A 23569-nucleotide genomic window follows, 5' to 3' on the forward strand; every position below is an offset into this window, starting at 1 on the left:
CTTATTCCTCCCGCAGGGTCTGGATCATGTAATTGACGTCCACGTCCGCCGCCAGTTTGTAGTGCTTGGTCAGCGGGTTGTAGGTCAGGCCGATGATGTCCTTGACGGTCAGCCCGGCCTGACGGCTCCAGGCGCCGAGCTCGGACGGGCGGATGAATTTCTTGAAGTCGTGGGTGCCGCGCGGCAGCAGCTTCATGATGTATTCAGCGCCGACGATGGCGAACAGGTACGCCTTCGGGTTGCGGTTGATGGTGGAGAAGAACACCTGGCCGCCGGGCTTGACCATGCGGAAGCAGGCGCGGATCACTGACGAGGGGTCTGGCACGTGTTCGAGCATTTCCAGGCACGTGACCACATCGAACTGCTCGGGCATTTCTTCAGCCAAGGCTTCGGCGGTGATCTGCCGGTATTCGACGCTGACCCCGGATTCCAGTTGATGCAGTTGCGCGACCGCCAGCGGCGCTTCGCCCATGTCGATGCCCATTACCGTCGCGCCGCGCTGGGCCATGGCTTCGCTGAGGATGCCGCCGCCGCAACCGACGTCGAGCACTTTTTTGCCTGCCAGGTTGACTCGCTCGTCAATCCAGTTGACCCGCAACGGGTTGATGTCGTGCAGGGGTTTGAACTCGCTTTCGCGGTCCCACCAGCGGTGAGCCAGGGCTTCGAATTTGGCGATCTCGGCGTGGTCGACGTTGCTCATGGTTAAGTCCTCTGAAACTTGAAAAGGGCTGTCGCCCCGGGGATTGAGCCCGAGGCGTTTACGATTCGGTGTGACCGCTGATGCGCTGGCCCCAGGCCTTGGCCGTGGCCGTCAGTTGCGCTTCGTCGAGGCGGGTCAGTTGGCGGTCATCGAGCAACTGTTTGCCAGCGACCCACAGGTGTTTCACACAGTCGCGCCCGGTGGCGTAGATCAATTGCGAGACCGGGTCGTAGATCGGTTGTTGGGCCAGGCCGGACAGGTCGAAGGCGACGATGTCCGCCGCTTTGCCGATTTCCAGCGAGCCGACTTCCGTTTCGATGCCCAGGGCGCGAGCGCCGTTCAATGTGGCCATGCGCAAGGCGCGATGGGCATCGAGCGCGGTGGCCGAGCCGGCGACGGCTTTGGCCAGCAACGCGGCGGTACGGGTTTCGCCGAGCAAATCCAGGTCATTGTTGCTGGCGGCGCCGTCGGTGCCGATGGCCACATTCACCCCGGCCTGCCACAGACGCTCCACCGGGCAGAATCCACTGGCCAGTTTCAGGTTGGACTCCGGGCAGTGGATAACGCTGGTGTTGCTTTCTACCAGCAATGCCAGGTCGTCCTCGCTGATCTGCGTCATATGCACGGCCTGGAAGCGCGGCCCAAGCAAGCCGAGCCGGCCGAGACGGGCCAGCGGCCGTTCGCCCGCGTTATCCACAGCCTGCTGCACTTCGAACGCGGTTTCGTGCACGTGCATGTGAATCGCCGCGTCGAGCTCCTCGGCGATCACCCGGATTTTTTCCAGGTTTTCATCGTTGACGGTGTAGGGTGCATGAGGACCGAAGGTGATTTTGATGCGGTCGTGGTGCTTCAAATCGCCGAATAATTCGACGCCCTGACGAATGGCCTCATCCGCCGAAGCAGCGCCGGGAATCGGGAAATCCAGGATCGGAATGGCGATTTGCGCGCGCATGCCGCTGTTGTGCACGCGCTCGCTGGCACCCTTCGGGAAGAAATACATGTCCGAGAAACAACTGATGCCACCTTTGATCTGCTCGGCGATCGCCAGGTCCGTGCCATCGCGGACGAAGTCTTCGTCGACCCATTTGGCTTCGGCCGGCCAGATGTGGTTTTCCAGCCAGGTCATCAGCGGCAGGTCGTCGGCCAGGCCACGGAACAGGGTCATCGCGGCGTGGCCGTGGGCGTTGATCAGCCCAGGGCTGAGCAGCATGTCCGGCAGTTCGCGCACTTCAGTTGCGTTGCATTTCAACGCTTCGGCGCGCGGGCCGATGAACACGATGCGCCCGTCGCGGATGCCGATGCCGTGCTCTTTGAGCACCACGCCTGCGGGTTCGACCGGTACCAGCCAGGTCGGCAGTAAGAGTAAGTCGAGCGCAACGGCAGGTTTCGGCATCGAGGTCGGTTCCAGTGCTTTTGTAAAGGATGGCGAAGTATACCCGAGCGTCTTCGCGGGGGGATCGCTATAATCGGCGGCTTTTGTTCATGAGTGCGGGGTGAAGGATGCGCGATCGACTGTTGGCTGCGGAGAAGGTGAAGGCCATCGATTGGCGTGAGGGCGCTCTGCACCTGCTGGATCAGCGCGTGTTGCCGTTCGAAGAAACGTGGATCGCCTACACCAGCGCAGCCGGTGTGGCCGAGGCCATTCGCTTGATGGTGGTGCGCGGTGCACCGGCAATCGGCATCAGTGCCGCCTATGGCGTGGTGCTCGCAGCGCGTGCGCGGTTTGCCGAGGGTGGCGACTGGCATGCCGCGCTGGAAGAAGATTTCGCGCTGCTCGCTGCGTCGCGTCCTACCGCGGTCAACCTGTTCTGGGCGCTGGGGCGGATGCGCGATCGCTTGCAGCGCCTCAAGCACCACGCCGATCCGCTGGCGGTGCTGGAAGCCGAAGCCATCGCCATCCACGAGAGTGATCGCGAGGCGAACCTGACCATGGCGCAACTGGGTGTCGATCTGATCCGCAAGCATCAGGGCAATGCCCAGGCAATCCTCACTCACTGCAACACCGGCGCGCTGGCCACCGGCGGTTTCGGCACGGCGCTGGGGGTGATTCGCGGCGCGTTTATCGAAGGCATGGTCGAGCGGGTCTACGCCGACGAAACCCGGCCCTGGCTGCAAGGCTCGCGTTTGACTGCTTGGGAGTTAGCCAATGAAGGCATCCCGGTGACCCTGAATGCCGACTCCGCCGCCGCGCACATCATGAAGACCAAGGGCGTAACCTGGGTGATCGTCGGCGCTGACCGCATCACCGCCAATGGCGACGTGGCAAACAAGATCGGCACTTATCAACTGGCGGTCAACGCCATGCACCACGGCGTGCGTTTCATGGTGGTGGCGCCCAGTTCGACCATCGACATGAACCTGGCCAGCGGCGATGAAATTCCGATCGAGGAGCGCGACGGTGCTGAATTGCTGGAAGTCGGCGGCAAGCGGGTGGGGGCGGATGTCGAGGCGTTCAACCCGGTGTTCGACGTGACGCCGGCGGACCTGATCGACGCGATCGTCACCGAAAAGGGCATTGTCGAGCGGCCGGACACGGCGAAGATGGCGCAGTTGATGTGCCGTAAGCGCTTGCACTGATGATTGTCGTCGTCGGCTGAAAAGCTTCGCGAGCAAGCTCGCTTCCACAGGGTTTGGCGGCGCTCGCGAAATCTGTGGAGCGAGCCCGCTCGCGAAAAAGCCCTGAAAGTCAATAAACATCCCGCATTTGCGATCAAATTCTGCATTCACCTCCCCTCAGAGCTTCTCTCGTCCCCTTTCAGCCTGTCATCGGTCAACTAACTATGCTCCATGCGCATCTGGGGGATAGGTGCGTGGCGGCTCTTGTGATAACATCCGGCGTTTTCCGAGGCAGCCCCACGGGGTTGTCTTTACTGCGCAAATCCAGGGTCATCTTGTTGATTTGTCGTAAGTCGGCGCATGGCACTCAGCCTGCATTGACGAGCTTCGTTGGTCTTATATGGATGTAACGAAGTTTCACCAGAAAAAGGAATCAGGCTTCTCATGGGCGAACTGGCCAAAGAAATCCTCCCGGTCAATATCGAAGACGAGCTGAAACAGTCCTACCTCGATTATGCGATGAGCGTGATCGTCGGCCGTGCACTGCCGGATGCGCGCGATGGCTTGAAGCCCGTGCACCGTCGCGTGCTGTTCGCGATGAGCGAGCTGGGCAACGACTACAACAAGCCGTACAAGAAATCTGCCCGTGTTGTCGGTGACGTGATCGGTAAATATCACCCGCACGGTGATACCGCGGTGTACGACACCATCGTCCGCATGGCCCAGCCCTTTTCCCTGCGCTACCTGCTGGTAGACGGCCAGGGCAACTTTGGTTCGGTGGACGGCGACAACGCCGCGGCCATGCGATACACCGAAGTGCGCATGACCAAGCTGGCGCACGAGCTGCTGGCCGACCTGCATAAAGAAACCGTGGACTGGGTGCCGAACTACGACGGCACCGAAATGATCCCGGCGGTCATGCCGACCCGGATTCCCAACCTGCTGGTCAACGGCTCCAGCGGTATCGCCGTGGGCATGGCGACCAACATCCCGCCGCACAACCTCGGTGAAGTCATCGACGGTTGCCTGGCGCTCATCGACAACCCCGAGCTGACCGTCGACGAGCTGATGCAATACATCCCCGGTCCGGACTTCCCGACCGCCGCGATCATCAACGGTCGCGCCGGCATCATCGAAGCCTACCGAACCGGTCGCGGGCGCATTTACATGCGTGCCCGCTCGATCATCGAAGACATCGACAAAGTCGGTGGCCGTCAGCAGATCGTCATCACCGAATTGCCTTACCAGTTGAACAAGGCACGTCTGATCGAGAAGATCGCCGAGCTGGTCAAAGAGAAGAAACTCGAAGGCATCACCGAACTGCGCGACGAGTCCGACAAGGACGGTATGCGCGTCGTGATCGAACTGCGTCGCGGCGAAGTGCCTGAGGTGATCCTCAACAACCTCTACGCCCAGACCCAGTTGCAAGCGGTGTTCGGTATCAACATCGTCGCGCTGATCGATGGCCGCCCACGGATCCTCAACCTCAAGGACCTGCTGGAAGCTTTCGTCCGTCACCGTCGCGAAGTCGTTACCCGCCGCACCGTGTTCGAACTGCGCAAGGCCCGCGAGCGGGGTCACATCCTCGAAGGCCAGGCCGTTGCCCTGTCGAACATCGACCCGGTCATCGCCTTGATCAAGGCTTCGCCAACCCCGTCGGAAGCCAAGGAAGCGCTGATCAGCACCCCTTGGGAATCCACCGCCGTGGTGGCGATGGTTGAACGGGCCGGCGCCGATTCGTGCCGTCCGGAAAATCTCGATCCGCAATACGGTCTGCGCGAAGGCAAGTACTTCCTCTCGCCAGAACAGGCGCAAGCCATTCTGGAACTGCGTCTGCACCGCCTGACCGGTCTCGAGCACGAAAAACTGCTGGCCGAGTATCAAGAGATCCTCAACCAGATTGGCGAGCTGATCCGCATCCTCAATAGCGCCACGCGCCTGATGGAAGTGATCCGCGAAGAGCTGGAAGTGATCCGCGCCGAATACGGCGACGTGCGTCGCACCGAAATCCTCGATGCCCGTCTCGACTTGACCCTGGGCGACATGATCCCGGAAGAAGATCGCGTCGTGACCATCTCCCACGGTGGCTATGCCAAGACCCAGCCGCTGGCGGCGTACCAGGCCCAGCGTCGTGGCGGTAAAGGTAAGTCGGCGACCGGCGTCAAGGACGAGGACTATATCGCTCACCTGCTGGTGGCCAACAGTCACACCACGCTGCTGCTGTTCTCCAGCAAAGGCAAAGTGTACTGGCTGAAAACCTACGAAATCCCGGAAGCTTCCCGCGCCGCCCGTGGCCGTCCATTGGTCAACCTGCTGCCGCTGGATGACGGTGAATACATCACCACCATGTTGCCGGTCGAGGAATACACCGAAGGTCACTACATCTTTATGGCCACCGCCCTCGGTACCGTGAAGAAAACCCCGCTGGAATCTTTCAGTCGTCAGCGCAGCGTTGGTTTGATCGCGCTGGAACTGGACGAAGGCGATGTGTTGATCAGCGCGGCCATCACCGATGGCGAACGTGAAGTCATGCTGTTCTCCGACGGTGGCAAGGTCACGCGCTTCAAAGAGTCCGACGTGCGTGCCATGGGTCGTACCGCTCGCGGTGTGCGCGGCATGCGTCTGCCGGAAGGGCAGAAGCTGATTTCCATGTTGATTCCGGAAGAAGGCAGCGAGATCCTCACCGCGTCGGCTCGCGGCTACGGCAAGCGCACTGCGATCAGCGAGTTCCCTGAGTACAAGCGTGGCGGCCAGGGCGTGATCGCCATGGTCAGCAACGACCGTAACGGTCGTCTGGTCGGCGCCGTGCAGGTGCTCGATGGCGAGGAGATCATGCTGATTTCCGACCAGGGCACCCTGGTCCGTACCCGTGTCGACGAAGTGTCGAGCCTGGGCCGTAACACTCAGGGCGTGACCCTGATCAAACTGGCCAGCGATGAAACACTGGTCGGCCTGGAGCGGGTTCAGGAACCTTCCGAAGTCGAAGGCGAGGAGTTGGAAGCGGGTGAAGCAGATGCGGTATTTGACGGTGACGTCGTGATCGATGACGCCGCCGAAGACCAGCAACTCGACGCCGCAGCCGACGAAGAACCGCAGGAATAAGCGGACACACAGGGGGCGGATGAAAATTCGCCCCCTTGTTGTTTGCCCGTATTGAAATATCGACGCCCACAAAGATGCCTTGTGGGAGCGAGCCTGCTCGCGAAGACGGACTGACATTCAGCAACGATGTCGCCAGATATAAAGCCTTCGCGAGCAGGCTCGCTCCCACAAATGATTTGCCTTGGCCCGGGGCGTGCGACGACCGAAAAATGCAATTTGTTGCGTGATACCACCAAATCAGAGCGAGATTGGATGTGAGCAAGAGAGCCTATAACTTCTGTGCCGGTCCTGCGGCGCTGCCTGAAGCTGTTCTGACGCGCGCTCAGGGTGAACTCCTCGATTGGCACGGCAAAGGCCTGTCGGTCATGGAAATGAGCCATCGCAGCGACGAGTTCGTGTCCATTGCGACCAAGGCCGAGCAGGATTTTCGTGACCTGCTGGATATCCCTTCGAATTACAAAGTGCTGTTTCTGCAAGGTGGCGCCAGCCAGCAATTCGCGCAGATTCCTCTGAACCTGCTGCCGGAGAATGGCTCGGCCGACTATATCGATACCGGTATCTGGTCGCAGAAAGCCATTGAAGAAGCGTCGCGCTACGGCCAGGTCAAAGTGGCGGCCACCTCCAAGCCCTACGACTATTTCGCGATCCCTGGCCAGAACGAATGGAACCTGTCGAAAGACGCGGCCTACGTTCATTACGCGCCGAACGAAACCATCGGCGGCCTGGAATTCCAGTGGATTCCCGAGACCGGTGACGTGCCGCTGGTGGCTGACATGTCTTCCGACATCCTGTCGCGCCCTGTGGATATCTCCCGCTTCGGCATGATCTACGCCGGTGCACAGAAAAACATCGGCCCGAGTGGCATCGTGGTCAACATCATCCGCGAAGACCTGCTCGGCCATGCCCGTTCCCTGTGCCCGACCATGCTCAACTACAAAGTCGCGGCCGATAACGGCTCGATGTACAACACTCCGCCGACCCTGGCCTGGTACTTGTCCGGCCTGGTGTTCGAATGGCTGAAAGAGCAGGGCGGTGTGGCCGCGATCGGCAAGCTCAATGACGTCAAGCAGCGCACGCTGTACGACTTCATCGACGCCAGCGGCTTGTACAGCAACCCGATCAACAAGTCCGACCGCTCGTGGATGAACGTGCCGTTCCGCCTCGCGGACGACCGTCTCGATAAGCCGTTCCTGGCCGGTGCCGACGAACGTGGCCTGCTCAACCTCAAGGGTCACCGTTCGGTGGGTGGCATGCGCGCCTCCATCTATAACGCCGTCGACATCAACGCCGTCAACGCGCTGGTTTCGTACATGGCAGAGTTCGAGAAGGAACACGGCTAATGTCTGAGCAAGAACTCAAGGCCCTGCGCGTTCGCATCGACGCTCTGGATACCAAGGTCCTGGAGTTGATCAGCGAACGGGCACGCTGCGCCCAGGAAGTCGCGCGGGTCAAAATGGCATCGCTGGCCGAAGGCGAAGCGCCGGTGTTCTACCGCCCCGAGCGTGAGGCCCAGGTACTCAAGCGGGTGATGGAGCGCAACCAGGGGCCGCTGGGCAACGAAGAGATGGCGCGGCTGTTCCGCGAAATCATGTCCTCGTGCCTGGCCTTGGAACAACCGCTGAAAGTCGCTTACCTCGGCCCTGAAGGCACCTTCACTCAAGCGGCGGCCATGAAGCATTTCGGCCACGCGGTCATCAGCAAACCGATGGCAGCGATCGACGAAGTGTTCCGTGAAGTGGCGGCCGGCGCGGTGAACTTTGGCGTGGTGCCGGTGGAAAACTCCACCGAAGGCGCGGTCAACCACACCCTCGACAGCTTCCTCGAGCACGACATGGTGATCTGTGGCGAAGTCGAGTTGCGTATCCACCACCATCTGCTGGTGGGCGAGAACACCAAGACCGACAGCATCAGTCGCATCTATTCCCATGCCCAGTCCCTGGCCCAGTGCCGCAAGTGGCTGGACGCGCACTACCCGAATGTCGAGCGCGTGGCGGTGTCGAGCAACGCCGAAGCGGCCAAGCGGGTCAAGGGCGAATGGAACTCGGCGGCAATTGCCGGCGACATGGCGGCCAGTCTGTACGGCTTGACTCGTCTGGCCGAGAAGATCGAGGACCGTCCGGATAACTCCACGCGGTTCCTGATGATCGGCAGCCAGGAAGTGCCGCCGACTGGCGACGACAAGACCTCGATCATTGTCTCCATGAGCAACAAGCCCGGCGCCCTGCATGAGCTGCTGGTGCCGTTCCACGATAACGGGATTGACCTGACGCGAATCGAGACTCGTCCGTCGCGCAGCGGTAAATGGACTTATGTGTTCTTTATCGACTTTGTCGGCCACCACCGCGATCCATTGGTTAAAGGTGTGCTGGAGAAAATCAGTCAGGAAGCCGTGGCCCTCAAGGTGCTCGGCTCTTACCCGAAAGCGGTTTTGTGAGGCTTTAACATGAGTGGCGACTTCCTCGCCCTGGCGCAGCCGGGCGTGCAACAACTTTCGCCTTACGTTCCGGGCAAGCCCGTGGACGAACTGGCCCGCGAGCTGGACATCGATCCGGCCAGCATCGTCAAACTGGCCAGCAACGAAAACCCGTTGGGCGCCAGTCCCAAGGCGCTGGCGGCGATCCGTGAAGAACTGGCCGAACTGACCCGTTATCCCGATGGCAACGGGTTTGCGCTCAAGACCCTGCTGGCCGAGCGCTGCGGCGTCGAGCTGAATCAGGTGACGTTGGGCAACGGTTCCAACGACATTCTTGAATTGGTGGCTCGCGCCTACTTGTCGCCGGGTTTGAATGCGGTGTTCAGCGAACACGCCTTCGCCGTGTACCCAATCGTCACCCAAGCGGTCGGCGCGCAAGCCAAGGTGATCCCGGCCAAAGATTTTGGCCATGATCTGTCGGGCATGCTCGCGGCCATTGATGCCAATACCCGCGTGGTGTTTATCGCGAACCCGAACAACCCGACCGGCACCTGGTTCAGCGCCGAAGCCCTGGACGACTTCCTTCAGGATGTCCCGGCCCACGTGTTGGTGGTGCTGGACGAGGCCTACATCGAATACGCCGAAGGCAGCGACTTGCCGGATGGTCTCGATTACCTGGCGGCCTATCCGAACCTGCTGGTTTCGCGCACCTTCTCCAAGGCCTACGGCTTGGCGGCGCTGCGGGTCGGCTACGGGTTATCCACAGCCGTGGTCGCCGATGTGCTTAACCGCGTGCGCCAGCCGTTCAACGTCAACAGCCTGGCCTTGGCCGCTGCTTGCGCCGCCGTGCAGGATGCCGATTACCTGGCCGAAAGCCGTCGCCTCAACGAAGCCGGCATGCAGCAACTGGAAGCCGGTTGCCGCGAGTTGGGCCTGGGCTGGATTCCGTCCAAGGGCAACTTCCTCTGTATCGACCTCGGTCGAGTGGCCGCGCCGGTATTCGACGGCTTGCTGCGCGAAGGCGTGATCGTGCGTCCGGTGGCCAACTACGGCTTGCCGAACCACTTGCGCGTGACCATTGGCCTGCCAGCCGAAAACAGTCGCTTCCTCGAGGCGCTGTCCAAGGTCCTGGCTCGTGGTTGATGTCATTGCGCTGCAACCTGTTGTACCTAAGATCGGGCGCCTGGTGGTGGTCGGTCTTGGGTTGATCGGCGGTTCGTTTGCCAAGGGCTTGCGTGAAAGCGGCCTGTGTTCGGAAGTGGTCGGCGTTGACCTGGACCCGCAGTCGCGCAAGCTGGCGGTGGAGCTGGGCGTGGTCGATCGCTGCGAAGAAGACTTGGCGCTGGCCTGTGAAGGCGCTGACGTGATTCAACTGGCGGTGCCGATCCTGGCAATGGAAAAAATGCTCGGTCGGCTGGCCGGCATGAACCTCGGCCAAGCCATCCTCACCGATGTCGGCAGCGCCAAGGGCAACGTGGTGCGCGCGGCCACCGAGGCTTTCGGCGGCATGCCGGCGCGCTTCGTTCCGGGCCATCCGATTGCCGGTTCCGAGCAGAGTGGGGTGGAAGCCTCCAACGCTGACCTGTTCCGTCGTCATAAAGTGATTCTGACACCGCTTGAGCAAACCGATCCGCAAGCACTGGCCATGGTTGACCGTTTGTGGCGCGAGTTGGGCGCCGATGTCGAGCACATGCAGGTAGAGCGGCACGACGAAGTGCTGGCCGCGACCAGCCATTTGCCGCATCTGCTGGCGTTCGGCCTGGTCGATTCGTTGGCCAAGCGCAATGAAAATCTGGAGATCTTCCGTTACGCTGCGGGCGGCTTCCGCGATTTCACAAGAATCGCTGGCAGCGACCCGGTGATGTGGCACGACATCTTTCTCGCCAACCGCGAGGCTGTCCTGCGCACACTCGATACATTTCGCAGCGACCTCGACGCCTTGCGCGACGCGGTCGATGCAGGGGATGGGCACCAATTGTTGGGCGTCTTCACGCGCGCCCGGGTTGCCCGCGAGCATTTCAGTAAAATCCTGGCCCGTCGGGCCTATGTGGACGCTATGAACTCCAACGATCTGATTTTCCTGGCACAACCTGGTGGCCGCCTGAGTGGGCGGATTCGTGTACCGGGCGACAAATCGATTTCCCACCGCTCGATCATGCTCGGTTCCCTCGCTGAAGGCGTCACCGAAGTCGAAGGCTTCCTCGAGGGCGAAGACGCCCTGGCGACCTTGCAGGCGTTCCGTGACATGGGCGTGGTGATTGAAGGTCCGCACCATGGTCGCGTGACCATTCACGGCGTCGGCCTGCATGGCTTGAAGCCAGCGCCGGGCCCGATCTATCTGGGCAACTCCGGCACCTCGATGCGTCTGCTGTCTGGCCTGTTGGCTGCGCAGAGCTTCGACAGCACCCTGACCGGCGACGCATCGCTGTCCAAACGCCCGATGAACCGCGTGGCTAATCCGCTGCGGGAAATGGGCGCGGTGATCGAAACCGCCGCTGAAGGTCGTCCGCCGATGACCATTCGCGGTGGTCATGCACTCAAAGGCCTGACCTACACCATGCCGATGGCCAGCGCCCAGGTGAAATCCTGCCTGCTGCTCGCCGGCCTGTACGCTGAAGGCAAGACCACCGTCACCGAGCCGGCGCCAACCCGTGACCACACCGAGCGCATGCTGCGTGGCTTCGGCTACCCGGTGAGCGTTGACGGCGCGACCGCTTCGGTCCAATCCGGCAGCAAATTGACCGCCACTCACATTGAAGTGCCGGGCGATATCTCGTCCTCGGCGTTCTTCCTGGTGGCGGCGTCGATTGCTGAAGGTTCGGAACTGGTGCTGGAACACGTCGGCATCAACCCGACCCGCACCGGCGTGATCGACATCCTGCGCCTGATGGGTGCCGACATCACCCTGGAAAACCAGCGTGAAGTGGGCGGCGAGCCGGTGGCTGACTTGCGCGTAAGAGCCGCTAAGCTCAAGGGTATCGAGATTCCCGAAGCGCTGGTTCCGCTGGCGATCGACGAATTCCCGGTGTTGTTCGTCGCCGCGGCCTGCGCCGAAGGGCGTACCGTGTTGCGTGGCGCCGAGGAGCTGCGGGTCAAGGAATCCGACCGGATCCAGGTCATGGCCGACGGCTTGCTGGCCCTGGGTGTGAAGTGCGAACCGACCCCGGACGGCATCATTATCGATGGCGGCCAGATCGGCGGCGGCGAAGTGCACGGTCACGGCGATCATCGTATCGCCATGGCATTCAGCGTTGCCTCGCTGCGGGCGACGGCGCCGATTCGCATCCATGATTGCGCCAACGTCGCGACCTCGTTCCCCAATTTCCTCGCGCTGTGCGCGCAGGTCGGCATCCGCGTTGCCCAAGAGGCTCAGTCGTGAATATCAAACCACCGGTTATCACCATTGATGGGCCAAGCGGCTCGGGCAAGGGCACGGTAGCCGGGATTCTGGCCAAGCGTCTGGGCTGGAACCTGCTGGATTCCGGTGCGTTGTATCGCTTGCTGGCGTTCGCCGCACATAACCATGGCGTCGACCTGACCAACGAAGAGTTGCTCAAGGCACTGGCGGCGCATCTGGACGTGCAGTTCATTGCGGCGACCGACGGTCAGTTGCAACGCATCATTCTGGAAGGCGATGAAGTCAGCGATGTCATTCGCACCGAGAGCGTCGGTTCTGGCGCTTCTCAGGTGGCGGCGTTGCCGGCGGTGCGCGAAGCACTGCTGCAGCGTCAGCGGGCATTTCAGGAACTGCCGGGCCTGGTGGCTGATGGCCGCGACATGGGCACGGTGGTTTTTCCGGATGCGCCGCTGAAGATTTTCCTGACCGCCAGCGCCGAGGAGAGGGCGCGCCGCCGATATTTGCAGTTGAAGGGCAAAGTCGAGGGTGTTAGTCTGTCGAGTCTGCTAGATGAGATACGTGCGCGCGATGAGCGTGACACCCAGCGAGCGGTAGCCCCGCTCAAGCCGGCGGCTGACGCCATCCAGCTGGATTCCACGGAATTATCCATCGACCAGGTGCTGCAACGCATCATGAGTGAGATCGCACTCCGCGATATCGCCGGGTGACCAAGAAGCTGTGCAGGGGACCAGTCATAGTCCTGCGCGGTTTCTTTAAATGAACGTAACCCACGTCGTCTGGGATGTGGAGATGGGCGTATTCTTCGCCCTTATCATCAGGAATTAAAATGAGCGAAAGCTTTGCGGAACTCTTTGAAGAAAGCCTAAAAACCCTGAACCTTCAGGCTGGCTCCATCATCACCGGTGTTATTGTTGATATCGATTACCAAGCTCGCTGGGTAACCGTTCACGCTGGTCTGAAGTCTGAAGCACTCATCCCGCTTGAGCAGTTCTACAACGATGCTGGCGACCTGACTATCAACGTCGGTGACGAAGTTCACGTTGCTCTGGACTCGGTTGAAGACGGCTTTGGTGAAACCAAGCTGTCCCGTGAAAAAGCCAAGCGCGCTGAATGCTGGATTGTTCTGGAAGCAGCCTTCGCAGCCGAAGAAGTGGTCAAGGGCGTTATCAACGGTAAGGTTAAAGGCGGCTTCACTGTCGACGTTAACGGCATCCGTGCGTTCCTGCCAGGTTCTCTGGTTGACGTCCGTCCTGTGCGCGATACCACGCACCTTGAAGGCAAAGAGCTGGAATTCAAGGTCATCAAACTCGACCAGAAACGCAACAACGTTGTCGTTTCCCGTCGCAGCGTCCTCGAAGCCGAGAACTCCGCCGAGCGTGAAGCTCTGCTGGAATCCCTGCAGGAAGGCCAGCAAGTCAAAGGTATCGTCAAAAACCTCACCGACTACGGCGCATTCGTCGACCTGGGTGGTGTGGATGGCCTGCTGCACATTACCGACATGGCTTGGAAACGCATCAAGCATCCATCGGAAATCGTCAACGTTGGCGACGAGATCGATGTCAAGGTTCTGAAATACGATCGCGAACGCAACCGTGTTTCCCTGGGCCTGAAGCAACTGGGCGAAGATCCATGGGTTGCTATCAAAGCCCGTTACCCAGAAAGCACCCGCGTTACCGCTCGTGTTACCAACCTGACCGATTACGGCTGCTTCGCTGAGCTGGAAGAAGGCGTTGAAGGCCTGGTACACGTTTCGGAAATGGACTGGACCAACAAGAACATCCACCCTTCGAAAGTCGTACAAGTCGGCGACGAAGTGGAAGTTATGGTTCTGGACATCGACGAAGAGCGTCGTCGTATCTCCCTCGGCATCAAGCAGTGCAAATCTAACCCATGGGAAGATTTCTCTGGCCAGTTCAACAAGGGCGATAAAATCTCCGGCACCATCAAGTCGATCACCGATTTCGGTATCTTCATTGGTCTGGACGGCGGCATCGACGGTCTGGTTCACCTGTCCGACATCTCCTGGAACGAAGTGGGCGAAGAAGCCGTACGCCGTTTCAAGAAGGGCGACGAGCTGGACACCGTTATCCTGTCGGTTGACCCAGAGCGCGAGCGCATCTCCCTGGGTATCAAGCAACTGGAAAGCGATCCGTTCTCCGAGTACGTTCAAGAGAACGACAAAGGCGCCATCGTTAAAGGCATCGTGAAAGAAGTTGACGCTAAAGGCGCCATCATCACTCTGGCCGACGATATCGAAGCGACTCTGAAAGCCTCCGAAATCAGCCGTGACCGCGTTGAAGACGCGCGCAACGTTCTGAAAGAAGGCCAGGAAGTAGAAGCCAAGATCATCAGCGTTGACCGCAAGAGCCGCGTAATCCAGCTCTCCATCAAGTCGAAAGACGATGCTGAAGAGAAAGAAGCAATCCAGAGCCTGCGCGACAAGCCAGCGACTTCGGAAATTGCTGCTGGTCCTACCACTCTCGGTGACCTGTTGCGTGCACAAATGGAAAAGCAGAACTAAGTTCTGTCAGACCATAGAAAAAGGGCGACTTCGGTCGCCCTTTTTTGTGCCTGCGATTTGGTGTTTTTGGCGAGGTGTCACGTCGCTGAAACAAACAGGCTTTAAAGGTTGTCTGTTTCTTTAACCGGATCAACTGCTTATTTGCGGCTAGGCTGATTACAGGCACCGACAGCCGGGCAGCGTGCTTGGCATAAGGAAGTGAATGAACAAGCTCATCATCATGGCAGCGATTCTATTGTTAGCCGGCTGTACGACTGGTGCCAAGACGCACGCCGTGCGCGGTGTCAGCGGCATCGAGGTCGATTGCTCTGGATTGGGCTCGGGCTGGGAGAAATGCCAGAAGCGTGCTGCCAAGGAGTGTAAAGGTGCAGGCTATAAAACCATCGTGCGCTCCGACGATGCCAAGGACGAGGATATGTATCCGTTTGGCTTCAATCCCGCCGGCATGCTGACACGCACCATGTTGGTGATCTGCCGGTGATGGCGTGGCCAATTGCCTGGTCCCGCGGTCGCACTGAAAGCGGGCATCGACAGGGTCGTAAAGATATGTCAACCCCTGGGCTGTTCAAATGCCTTCGGGCATGCTAAAACCCTTTGAAGCGATTTTCCTAGCTGCTTGAAAAAGAAGGGAAAAATATGACGAAGTCGGAGTTGATCGAACGAATTGTCACCCATCAAGGGCTGCTCTCATCCAAGGATGTGGAGCTGGCCATCAAGACCATGCTTGAGCAAATGTCCCAATGCCTGGCTACCGGTGATCGCATCGAGATTCGGGGTTTCGGTAGTTTCTCTTTGCACTACCGCGCTCCGCGAGTAGGTCGCAATCCGAAAACCGGCCAATCGGTCAGCCTCGATGGCAAATTTGTCCCGCATTTCAAGCCGGGCAAAGAGCTGCGGGATCGTGTGAACGAAGAAGAGGAGGCCGGTCTGTGACCAAGGCTGCGAAAGGCATCGCTGATGCGTAATCTCAAACGCGTACTGCTTGCGGTGGTGTTGCTGCTGTTGGTGCTGGTCGTCTTGGCGTTTGTTCTGGAGAACCAGCAATCCGTTTCCTTGCTGTTCCTTGGCTGGGCGGGACCACAGTTGCCAGTTTCTCTGATCGCGGTTGTTGCGTTGCTGATCGGCATGATCATCGGTCCCATCGTGGGCTGGTTTCTGGGACGGACGTCCCGAGCGTCGCGCCGACGTCTTACTTGAGAGCGACAAACGTTTGAGTGGCGTCGGGTTTACGACACAGCTTGTCTATCTCCATTAGTAAAACCTTCATTTAGCTGTAAAATGGCTCGCCTGTTTGGTAGTGGCACATTCCCACAACTGAACAGACTGACTCTGTCAGAAGCCTCTGATTGAACGATGGCTTTTGCATTCATGGATTAGACAGTGCTCGGTTGACGGCCCTGTCAGCAACTCAAGGGTATGGTTTCGCGTGAAAATTCTAGTAACCGGCGGCGCCGGATTTATCGGCTCGGCAGTCATTCGTCACATCATCTCCAACACCTCCGACTCCGTCGTTAACGTCGATAAGCTTACCTACGCTGGTAATCTCGAGTCCTTGGCGCAAGTCAGCCAGAATGCCCGTTACGCTTTTGAGCGCGTCGACATCTGCGACCGCGAGCAAATCGACCGTGTCCTGCGTGAACACCAACCAGACGCCATCATGCACCTGGCCGCCGAATCCCACGTCGATCGCTCGATCTCCGGTCCGTCTGAATTCATCCAGACCAACATCATCGGCACCTACACCTTGCTCGAAGCCGCGCGCCACTACTGGGCAGCGCTGGACGATGCGCGCAAAGCCAGCTTCCGCTTTCACCATATCTCCACCGACGAAGTCTACGGCGACCTCGAAGGCCCGGAAGACCTGTTCACCGAAACCACGCCTTACCAGCCAAGCTCGCCATACTCCGCCAGCAAGGCCAGTTCCGATCACCTGGTTCGCGCCTGGGCCCGCACCTACGGCCTGCCGACCTTGGTCACCAACTGCTCGAACAACTATGGCCCGTGCCATTTCCCTGAGAAGCTGATCCCGCTGATCATCCTCAATGCGCTGGAAGGCAAGCCACTGCCGGTTTACGGCAAAGGCAACCAGGTACGCGACTGGCTGTACGTCGAAGACCACGCCCGCGCGCTGTACAAAGTCGTGACTGAAGGCGTCATTGGCGAGACCTACAACATCGGCGGTCATAACGAGAAGCAAAACATCGAAGTGGTGCACACCCTGTGCGCATTGCTTGATGAATTGCGTCCCGATTCCGCGCATCGTCCCCATGCAGACCTGATCACCTACGTGCAGGATCGCCCGGGCCACGACCAGCGTTATGCCATCGACGCCAGCAAAATTCAGCGTGAACTGGGCTGGAGCCCGGAAGAAACTTTCGAGACTGGCATTCGCAAGACCGTCGAGTGGTATTTGAACAACACTGAATGGGTTGCCCACGTTAAGAGCGGCAGCTACCAGCAGTGGATTGATCAGAATTACGCGGATCGTTCGAGTAAAGCATGAAGATTCTGCTGCTCGGTAAAAACGGCCAGGTCGGCTGGGAGCTGCAACGCTCACTGGCGCCGTTGGGTGAGCTGGTTGCTCTTGATCGTCATCCAGTCGATGGATTATGCGGCGACTTGTCCGATCTGGATGCGCTGCGAAAGACTATCCGGCACATCAAACCAGGGATCATCGTCAATGCAGCTGCGTACACGGCCGTAGACAAGGCTGAATCGGAAGCGGAGCTGGCTGATCGAGTGAACGCCAGAGCGATCCAGCTCATGGCCGAAGAAGCAGCAGCCCTAGGTGCGTGGTTGATTCATTATTCAACTGATTACGTGTTCAGCGGCCAAGGCACGACGCCTTGGCAGGAAACAGACGGCGTTGCGCCGGTAAATCAGTATGGCGCAAGCAAGCTCGCAGGTGAGCAGGCCATCATCGCTTCTGGCTGCAAGCACCTGATTTTTCGCACGAGTTGGATTTATAGCGCTCGAGGTAATAACTTCGCCAAGACCATGCTGCGTCTGGCGAGGGATCGCGACACATTGAATGTAATTGCCGATCAGGTAGGAGCGCCCACGGGGGCAGAATTGGTTGGTGATGTGACCGCTTTGGCTATACGCAAGGTTTTGCAGGAGCCTGAGTTGTCCGGCTTGTATCATCTGGCCGCTAGTGGGGAAATTTCGTGGCACGGTTATGCCAGCTATGTGATCAAATTTGCTCAAGACAATGGCGAGCAGCTCGCCGTCCAGGCAGTCAATCCGATCGAGACAACAGCTTATCCAACGCCTGCGTGTCGCCCTCTGAATTCTAGATTGAATACACAGAAGCTGCGGCACAATTTTTCTCTACACTTGCCGGATTGGCAAAGTGGTGTAACCCGAATGCTTAGGGAAGTTTTGAACAAATGACCACGACAAATCGTAAAGGCATCATCCTAGCCGGCGGCTCGGGCACACGCTTGCACCCGCTGACCCTGGGCGTGTCTAAGCAGATGCTGCCCATCTACGACAAGCCGATGATCTTCTATCCACTGTCAGTGTTGATGCTCGCAGGTATGCGAGACATTTTAATCATTTCGACTCCCGAAGATCTGCCTTGTTTCCAAAAGTTGCTAGGTGATGGTAGTCAATACGGTATCAGTTTGACCTATGCAGAACAGCCCAGTCCGGACGGCTTGGCTCAGGCTTTTCTGATCGCTGAAGAGTTTATTGGCAAGGATCCTTGCTGTTTAATCCTTGGCGATAACATTTTCTACGGTCAGCACTTCTCCGACAACTTGCGCTCTGCAATGTCGCAAGAGCAAGGTGCAACAGTATTTGGTTACCATGTTTCAGATCCGGAGCGATTTGGTGTCGTTGAATTCGACGGCTCGGGACGGGCGTTGAGTATCGAGGAAAAACCGACAAAACCGAAGTCGAATTATGCGGTTACGGGGTTGTACTTTTACGACAACACTGTTGTAGAAATCGCCAAGAATATCAAACCTTCTGAACGCGGCGAGCTCGAAATAACTGATGTCAATCGAGCGTATCTGGAGCGCAAGTCGCTCAGTGTGGAAATGCTTGGGCGAGGGTTCGCCTGGCTTGACACCGGCACACATGACTCGCTGTTGGAAGCCAGTCACTTTGTGCACACTATTGAAAAGCGCCAAGGCCTCAAAGTCGCTTGCCTAGAAGAAATTGCGTTTAACAGCGGTTGGATATCTGTAGGTGAACTGGAGGTACAAGCCGAAAAATTGAAAAAGACTGGTTACGGGCAATATTTGCAGAAGATTCTTGATGAAGGCCGGCGCTCGTGAGGCTGCTTCGAACTTCGATAGCGGGTGTCGCTATTGTGGAACCGGCAGTTCATGAGGGGTCGAACCGTTCATCTGGTTATAGTTTTGATCAGCGTGCATTTCACGATGCTTTCAAAACGGCGGGTCTTTCATTACAGCAGCCACTGGTACAGGACATTCACCTGCGGTTAAAGAAAGGTGAACTCCGCGGCCTGCGTTATCAGCTGCCACCCCATGCTCAAGGTACTCTTATCAGCGTGATACAGGGGGCGGCCTACGTGGTGGCTCTGGACGTGCGTCGCGATTCCTCCACATGTGGGGAATCAGTGAGCGTTGAACTGAATGCAAACGCTGAGCGCTCGCTGTGGGTCCCTGAAGGATTCGCACACGGCTATCTTGCGCTGGAGGATGAAACGCAACTTTTTTGCAAGACTACTCACGAAAGAAATGTTGAGTCTGAGCGGCTCATCAGATGGAACGATCCGGAAACGGGAGCGAAGTGGCCCGATTTGTCGCAAATGATTGTGAGCAGTGAAGACGCCGCTGCACCGCTTTTGAGAGATAGCGAACTCTATTCCGGGTATCTCCAGGGAACCACCGAATGGATAGACTTGAAAGTAATAGGCGATCAGCGCGGCAGTTTGATCGCGCTGGAACCGGGTTTGAACATTCCTTTCGCAATTAAACGGGTTTATTACATTTACGGTACGCTGCCAGATGTGGGTCGTGGTTACCATGCGCATCGTCGTCTGGAACAAATGGCTGTTTGCGTTTCCGGCAGTTGCAAGATGATCATCGATGATGGCATTACCAGGCGAGAAATGCGTTTGAATTCAGCCAATAAAGCATTGGTAATTCGCAACATGATTTGGCGCGAGATGCATGAATTCAGTAGTGACTGCGTTCTTCTCGTGTTGGCAAGCGATTATTATGATGAATCTGACTATATCCGTGATTATGATAAATTTATCAAGGAAGTGAACGATGGAAAAGAGTAAGAAAGTAGTTATTGCAGGTGCCGGTGAGCTGGCAATGATCGCCTATGAATACTTTACATATGACTCCAATTACGAAGTGTGCGGCTTCGCAGTTGAGCGAGAGTACATCGAAAGTCCTGAGTTATATGATTTGCCCATCGTTCCTTTCGAAGAAATGCAAGAGCGCTTTCCGCCCGCCGAATACGAAGCGTTCGTGGCGATTCCAGCCTCTCAGCTTAACCGCTTGAGAACGCGCCTGTATCACGCTGTTAAAGACAAAGGCTATAAATGTGCGACATATATAAGCTCGCGTGCCTTTGTATGGCGAAATGCAAAGATAGGTGAAAATTGCTTCATTTTTGAGAATAACACGGTTCAACCTTTTGTCGAGATTGGTGATAATGTGATTTTGTGGAGTGGCAATCACATTGGACACCGATCGGTAATCGAGGATAACTGCTTTATTTCTTCGCACGTTGTCGTTTCAGGGTACTGCCGAATTGGCGAATCCTGTTTTTTAGGCGTCAATTCGACGCTTAATGATCATGTGACTGTCGCGCGGGACTGTATCGTAGCTTCTGGTTCATTAGTATCGAAAGATCTGAAAGAGCCAGAGCGTATTTACTACGGCTCCCCAGCAAAAGAGCTCGCCAAGAAAAGTTCACTAAGTGTTAAATTGTAAGGGAAGGCGTCATGAAGTGGAGCAAGCTAGGTCATGTTTTTTCTCCAGCAGGGACGAATGATTGGAAAAAAAGTTCTGCGCTGACGCCTACACCGATTCTGCTGAACGAAAACGTAATTCGCGTCTATGCAGGTTTCAGAGATGCGGAGGGCGTTAGTCGAATCGGCTATGTTGATGTCGATTCCCAAGACCCTACGCGAGTGTTAAAGATATCTGATGCACCAGTCCTTGACCGTGGCCGGGACGGCTGTTTCGACGATAACGGCGTTATATTGGGTGATGTGTTTAAATGCGGCAACGTTCTACGGATGTACTATGTCGGCTTCCAGATAGTCAAGCGGGCGAAGTTTTTAGCCTTCACAGGACTCGCAGAAAGCAGCGACGGCGGTGAAACATTTCATCGAGTTTCCGAAGTGCCAGTAATGGACCGAGCCGAAGGTGGGACGACAATTCGGGCAATTCATTCGGTTATGTTTGAAGACAATATCTGGAAAGTCTGGTTCGCCGTTGGAGACTCGTGGACGTTAATCAATGGTCAGCATTATCCTGATTATAATATTTGGTATACCGAATCTATTGATGGCCGTGTATTCGACCAAAACGAACAATTATGTATTGACGTCGAAGGGGATGAGTACCGGATTGGCCGGCCGTCCGTGTACAAGTTTGAAGATAAATACTACATGTTTTACACAAAAGGTGGGAGATCCGGTCAAGACTATTTTCCAGGTGTTGCTGTTTCAAGCGACGGTAAAGTATGGCAGCGTCAGGACGAGCAATTTGGTATGGAGCTTTCGAAAGACGGGTTTGATTCACTGCACCTTTGTTATCCAAGACTCGTTGTCGCGGGTGATAAGACTTTCTGCTTCTATAATGGAAATAATATGGGGGCTGAAGGTTTTGGCGTGGCGGAGTTGTTGGCATGGTAGAGTGCGAGTTTTATACGCCTGCTAAAAAAGACGAGTGGGATAGGTTCGTTTCAGACTCAAAAACTCCGTTATTTATTTTTCAAAGAAGTTTCATGGAATATCACGCTGACCGTTTCGTCGACGCGTCATTGATGATTTATGAAGACAAAGTTTTGGTTGCGGTGCTGCCAGCGAGCCGTAGTGAAAAGGTGTTGGTGAGTCATGGAGGCCTGACCTATGGCGGATTGGTGCTATCTCAGAAAGTCAAGGCTGAAACAGTACTGGAATGCGTTCAATCTTTAAAGCTTTTCGCTAAAGACAATGGCTTTAATAAGATTGTATATAAGGCCATACCTTACATTTTTTCGCTTCATGGGGCTCAGGAGGATCTTTATTCTCTATTTCGCGTTGGAGCAGAAATAGTTCGTAGGGATCTTTCCAGTATTATTTATCTCGATCACCGCTTGAAGCTTTCCAAGGGGAGAAAATGGCTGATTGCGCGTGCAAAAAAGAATAATCTAATCGTTACAGATTCGCAGGACTGGGATGGATTTATTGGGTTACTCCATGACGTGCTCGCAAAGCATGGCGCTGCGCCTGTGCATACTTCGCGGGAACTCGAACTATTAGCATCTCTTTTTCCTGATAATATTTCTCTCAGAGTTGTAGTGTCAGAGGAGAAAATCTTGGCTGCGACTTTGCTATTCAAATTCGGCGAGGTTGTTCACACCCAGTATCTGGCGACCAGCGCCGAGGGTAAAGAAGTAGGAGCGCTGGATCACCTCATAGAGAAATGTATTCAGGAGAGTGCAGACGAGGGGTTCAAATATTTTAGCTTCGGCGTATCGACTGAAGATGGCGGCAAATATATCAACTCTGGTTTACTCGCTCAAAAAGAAAGCTTTGGCGCGCGCGCCATGATAATTGATTTTTATGAGATTTTGCTTAATGATTAATTTTCTGGATTTGAAAAAAGTAAACCAGGCGTATGGTAGAGAGTTAAAGGAAGCTTGTTCAAGGGTTATTGACTCAGGTTGGTATATCGGCGGCCAAGAACTCGCAAAGTTTGAGCAGGAATTCGCCGACTTCTGCGGTGCTACATACTGTGTCGGCGTTGCTAACGGCTTGGACGCTTTGAATCTGACGCTCAGGGCGTGGAGAGAAATGGGCAAGCTGCAGGACGGCGATGAGGTTATTGTTCCTGCTAACACCTACATTGCCAGTATTCTGGCGATCACTGAGAATCGATTGGTTCCGGTGCTTGTGGAGCCTGACGAACACAGCTTCAACTTGTCGCCTCGAATGGCCGAGCTCGCGATTACCAGCAAAACAAAAGTCATATTGGCGGTTCATCTTTATGGGCAGTTAGCAGATATGCCATTGCTATGTGCATTAGCCAAGAAACATGACCTGTTGGTGCTGGAAGATTCTGCTCAAGCTCACGGTGCAAGTATTGACGGCCGTCGTGCGGGGACTTGGGGCGATGCGTCAGGGTTCAGCTTCTACCCAGGCAAAAATCTGGGCGCTCTTGGTGACGCGGGGGCCATCACGACAAACGATCAAGAGTTAGCTTCTGTCGTTCGTGCTCTCGGGAACTATGGAAGCTACAAAAAATATGAAAACCACTATAAAGGCGTCAACAGCCGTCTCGATGAGATCCAGGCGGCGATGTTGCGAGTAAAATTAAATTATCTAAACCATGAGATCAGTGTAAGAAGGTCCTTGGCGAACCAGTACATCGACCATCTCGATAACCCTCTAATCAAGGTTCCGTACCCGGCTCTCCAAGAGCAGCATGTATGGCATTTATTTGTGGTGCGCACTGAGAAACGTGATGAGCTGAAAAGTTATTTGCACAGCCATGGAATTGAAACACTTATTCATTACCCCGTTCCACCGCATAAGCAAAATGCTTATAAAGAGTTCAGTTCTCAGCATCACCCGATCACTGACTCCCTGCACGCTACAGTGCTGAGCTTGCCATTAAGTCCGGTTACATCAGCAGATGAGGTGCGGCAGGTTGTCGAGTGCTTGAATTCCTTCTCTTGATATTGTGTTCTTTTTGGTTGTAGGTGGTCATCAGCTTCAGA

Annotated in this window: 21 protein-coding genes; 19 read left to right on the plus strand and 2 right to left on the minus strand. The window is 56.6% G+C overall.

Annotation, left to right across the window (positions count from 1 at the left end):
* Position 1 precedes the first annotated feature (1 nt).
* Both ubiG and RG836_RS20650 read right to left on the minus strand, forming a co-directional pair.
* On the minus strand, positions 2-700 hold the full coding sequence (gene ubiG / locus RG836_RS20645; protein ID WP_310849028.1) for a bifunctional 2-polyprenyl-6-hydroxyphenol methylase/3-demethylubiquinol 3-O-methyltransferase UbiG: 699 nt from the start codon (positions 698-700) through the stop codon (positions 2-4).
* Positions 701-758: 58 nt separating this feature from the next.
* Entirely contained in the window at positions 759-2093 is a 1335-nt protein-coding gene (locus RG836_RS20650; protein WP_310849031.1) for a TRZ/ATZ family hydrolase, read from the minus strand.
* Between the two features lie 107 nt (positions 2094-2200).
* On the opposite strand from RG836_RS20650, the gene mtnA reads away from it, so the two are divergent.
* The 19 genes from mtnA (at position 2201) to RG836_RS20745 (ending at position 23528) form a co-directional block, all read left to right on the plus strand.
* Positions 2201-3277, plus strand: a complete 1077-nt coding sequence (gene mtnA, locus RG836_RS20655) for an S-methyl-5-thioribose-1-phosphate isomerase (protein WP_310849033.1) — start codon at positions 2201-2203, stop codon at positions 3275-3277.
* A 423-nt stretch (positions 3278-3700) separates the two neighbouring features.
* Positions 3701-6358, plus strand: a complete 2658-nt coding sequence (gyrA, locus tag RG836_RS20660) for a DNA gyrase subunit A (RefSeq protein WP_310849034.1) — start codon at positions 3701-3703, stop codon at positions 6356-6358.
* A gap of 254 nt (positions 6359-6612) precedes the next feature.
* Entirely contained in the window at positions 6613-7698 is a 1086-nt protein-coding gene (gene serC, locus RG836_RS20665) for a 3-phosphoserine/phosphohydroxythreonine transaminase (protein WP_310849036.1), read from the plus strand.
* Positions 7698-8792 carry a prephenate dehydratase gene (gene pheA / locus RG836_RS20670; RefSeq protein WP_310849039.1) on the plus strand — a complete coding sequence of 365 codons (1095 nt, stop codon included), beginning with the start codon at positions 7698-7700 and terminating at the stop codon, positions 8790-8792. Before serC ends, pheA begins: the two co-directional genes overlap by 1 nt.
* A gap of 9 nt (positions 8793-8801) precedes the next feature.
* On the plus strand, positions 8802-9914 hold the full coding sequence (hisC, locus tag RG836_RS20675; protein ID WP_310849042.1) for a histidinol-phosphate transaminase: 1113 nt from the start codon (positions 8802-8804) through the stop codon (positions 9912-9914).
* Entirely contained in the window at positions 9907-12150 is a 2244-nt protein-coding gene (locus RG836_RS20680) for a bifunctional prephenate dehydrogenase/3-phosphoshikimate 1-carboxyvinyltransferase (RefSeq protein ID WP_310849044.1), read from the plus strand. Before hisC ends, RG836_RS20680 begins: the two co-directional genes overlap by 8 nt.
* Positions 12147-12836 carry a (d)CMP kinase gene (cmk, locus tag RG836_RS20685; RefSeq protein WP_310849045.1) on the plus strand — a complete coding sequence of 230 codons (690 nt, stop codon included), beginning with the start codon at positions 12147-12149 and terminating at the stop codon, positions 12834-12836. Before RG836_RS20680 ends, cmk begins: the two co-directional genes overlap by 4 nt.
* Before the next feature lie 119 nt (positions 12837-12955).
* A complete protein-coding gene (gene rpsA, locus RG836_RS20690) occupies positions 12956-14650 on the plus strand; it encodes a 30S ribosomal protein S1 (protein ID WP_310849337.1) in 1695 nt (564 codons plus the stop codon).
* Positions 14651-14852: 202 nt separating this feature from the next.
* Complete coding sequence (locus tag RG836_RS20695) at positions 14853-15131, plus strand: hypothetical protein (RefSeq protein ID WP_310849048.1); 279 nt, start codon at positions 14853-14855, stop codon at positions 15129-15131.
* 155 nt (positions 15132-15286) lie between these two features.
* Positions 15287-15583 (plus strand): integration host factor subunit beta, encoded by a 297-nt coding sequence (gene ihfB, locus RG836_RS20700; RefSeq protein WP_310849050.1) that lies wholly within the window; start codon positions 15287-15289, stop codon positions 15581-15583.
* Positions 15584-15607: 24 nt separating this feature from the next.
* Positions 15608-15847 carry a LapA family protein gene (locus tag RG836_RS20705; protein WP_310849052.1) on the plus strand — a complete coding sequence of 80 codons (240 nt, stop codon included), beginning with the start codon at positions 15608-15610 and terminating at the stop codon, positions 15845-15847.
* 229 nt (positions 15848-16076) lie between these two features.
* Positions 16077-17153, plus strand: a complete 1077-nt coding sequence (gene rfbB / locus RG836_RS20710) for a dTDP-glucose 4,6-dehydratase (RefSeq protein ID WP_310849054.1) — start codon at positions 16077-16079, stop codon at positions 17151-17153.
* Positions 17150-18043: a dTDP-4-dehydrorhamnose reductase gene (gene rfbD, locus RG836_RS20715; RefSeq protein ID WP_310849055.1), complete on the plus strand. Its 894-nt coding sequence runs from the start codon at positions 17150-17152 to the stop codon at positions 18041-18043. Before rfbB ends, rfbD begins: the two co-directional genes overlap by 4 nt.
* Complete coding sequence (rfbA, locus tag RG836_RS20720) at positions 18040-18933, plus strand: glucose-1-phosphate thymidylyltransferase RfbA (protein WP_310849057.1); 894 nt, start codon at positions 18040-18042, stop codon at positions 18931-18933. Before rfbD ends, rfbA begins: the two co-directional genes overlap by 4 nt.
* Positions 18930-19910: a WxcM-like domain-containing protein gene (locus RG836_RS20725; protein WP_310849059.1), complete on the plus strand. Its 981-nt coding sequence runs from the start codon at positions 18930-18932 to the stop codon at positions 19908-19910. The genes rfbA and RG836_RS20725 overlap by 4 nt, the downstream gene beginning before the upstream one ends.
* Positions 19897-20571 (plus strand): acetyltransferase, encoded by a 675-nt coding sequence (locus RG836_RS20730; RefSeq protein ID WP_310849061.1) that lies wholly within the window; start codon positions 19897-19899, stop codon positions 20569-20571. The genes RG836_RS20725 and RG836_RS20730 overlap by 14 nt, the downstream gene beginning before the upstream one ends.
* 11 nt (positions 20572-20582) lie before the next feature.
* Positions 20583-21500, plus strand: a complete 918-nt coding sequence (locus RG836_RS20735; protein ID WP_310849063.1) for a glycoside hydrolase family protein — start codon at positions 20583-20585, stop codon at positions 21498-21500.
* Positions 21494-22435, plus strand: a complete 942-nt coding sequence (locus RG836_RS20740; RefSeq protein WP_310849065.1) for a GNAT family N-acetyltransferase — start codon at positions 21494-21496, stop codon at positions 22433-22435. Before RG836_RS20735 ends, RG836_RS20740 begins: the two co-directional genes overlap by 7 nt.
* A complete protein-coding gene (locus RG836_RS20745; protein ID WP_310849066.1) occupies positions 22428-23528 on the plus strand; it encodes a DegT/DnrJ/EryC1/StrS family aminotransferase in 1101 nt (366 codons plus the stop codon). The genes RG836_RS20740 and RG836_RS20745 overlap by 8 nt, the downstream gene beginning before the upstream one ends.
* Positions 23529-23569 lie beyond the last annotated feature (41 nt).

This window comes from Pseudomonas rhizozeae (genome assembly GCF_031583775.1).
GTDB lineage: Bacteria > Pseudomonadota > Gammaproteobacteria > Pseudomonadales > Pseudomonadaceae > Aquipseudomonas.

What these genes read in the sequence shown, in the direction of transcription:
- ubiG (WP_310849028.1), bottom strand. Translation starts at nt 700, where the DNA reads ATGAGCAACGTCGACCACGCCGAGATCGCCAAATTCGAAGCCCTGGCT.
- RG836_RS20650 (WP_310849031.1), bottom strand. Translation starts at nt 2,093, where the DNA reads ATGCCGAAACCTGCCGTTGCGCTCGACTTACTCTTACTGCCGACCTGG.
- mtnA (WP_310849033.1), top strand. Translation starts at nt 2,201, where the DNA reads ATGCGCGATCGACTGTTGGCTGCGGAGAAGGTGAAGGCCATCGATTGG.
- gyrA (WP_310849034.1), top strand. Translation starts at nt 3,701, where the DNA reads ATGGGCGAACTGGCCAAAGAAATCCTCCCGGTCAATATCGAAGACGAG.
- pheA (WP_310849039.1), top strand. Translation starts at nt 7,698, where the DNA reads ATGTCTGAGCAAGAACTCAAGGCCCTGCGCGTTCGCATCGACGCTCTG.
- hisC (WP_310849042.1), top strand. Translation starts at nt 8,802, where the DNA reads ATGAGTGGCGACTTCCTCGCCCTGGCGCAGCCGGGCGTGCAACAACTT.
- rpsA (WP_310849337.1), top strand. Translation starts at nt 12,956, where the DNA reads ATGAGCGAAAGCTTTGCGGAACTCTTTGAAGAAAGCCTAAAAACCCTG.
- RG836_RS20695 (WP_310849048.1), top strand. Translation starts at nt 14,853, where the DNA reads ATGAACAAGCTCATCATCATGGCAGCGATTCTATTGTTAGCCGGCTGT.
- ihfB (WP_310849050.1), top strand. Translation starts at nt 15,287, where the DNA reads ATGACGAAGTCGGAGTTGATCGAACGAATTGTCACCCATCAAGGGCTG.
- RG836_RS20705 (WP_310849052.1), top strand. Translation starts at nt 15,608, where the DNA reads ATGCGTAATCTCAAACGCGTACTGCTTGCGGTGGTGTTGCTGCTGTTG.
- rfbD (WP_310849055.1), top strand. Translation starts at nt 17,150, where the DNA reads ATGAAGATTCTGCTGCTCGGTAAAAACGGCCAGGTCGGCTGGGAGCTG.
- rfbA (WP_310849057.1), top strand. Translation starts at nt 18,040, where the DNA reads ATGACCACGACAAATCGTAAAGGCATCATCCTAGCCGGCGGCTCGGGC.
- RG836_RS20730 (WP_310849061.1), top strand. Translation starts at nt 19,897, where the DNA reads ATGGAAAAGAGTAAGAAAGTAGTTATTGCAGGTGCCGGTGAGCTGGCA.
- RG836_RS20735 (WP_310849063.1), top strand. Translation starts at nt 20,583, where the DNA reads ATGAAGTGGAGCAAGCTAGGTCATGTTTTTTCTCCAGCAGGGACGAAT.
- RG836_RS20740 (WP_310849065.1), top strand. Translation starts at nt 21,494, where the DNA reads ATGGTAGAGTGCGAGTTTTATACGCCTGCTAAAAAAGACGAGTGGGAT.
- RG836_RS20745 (WP_310849066.1), top strand. Translation starts at nt 22,428, where the DNA reads ATGATTAATTTTCTGGATTTGAAAAAAGTAAACCAGGCGTATGGTAGA.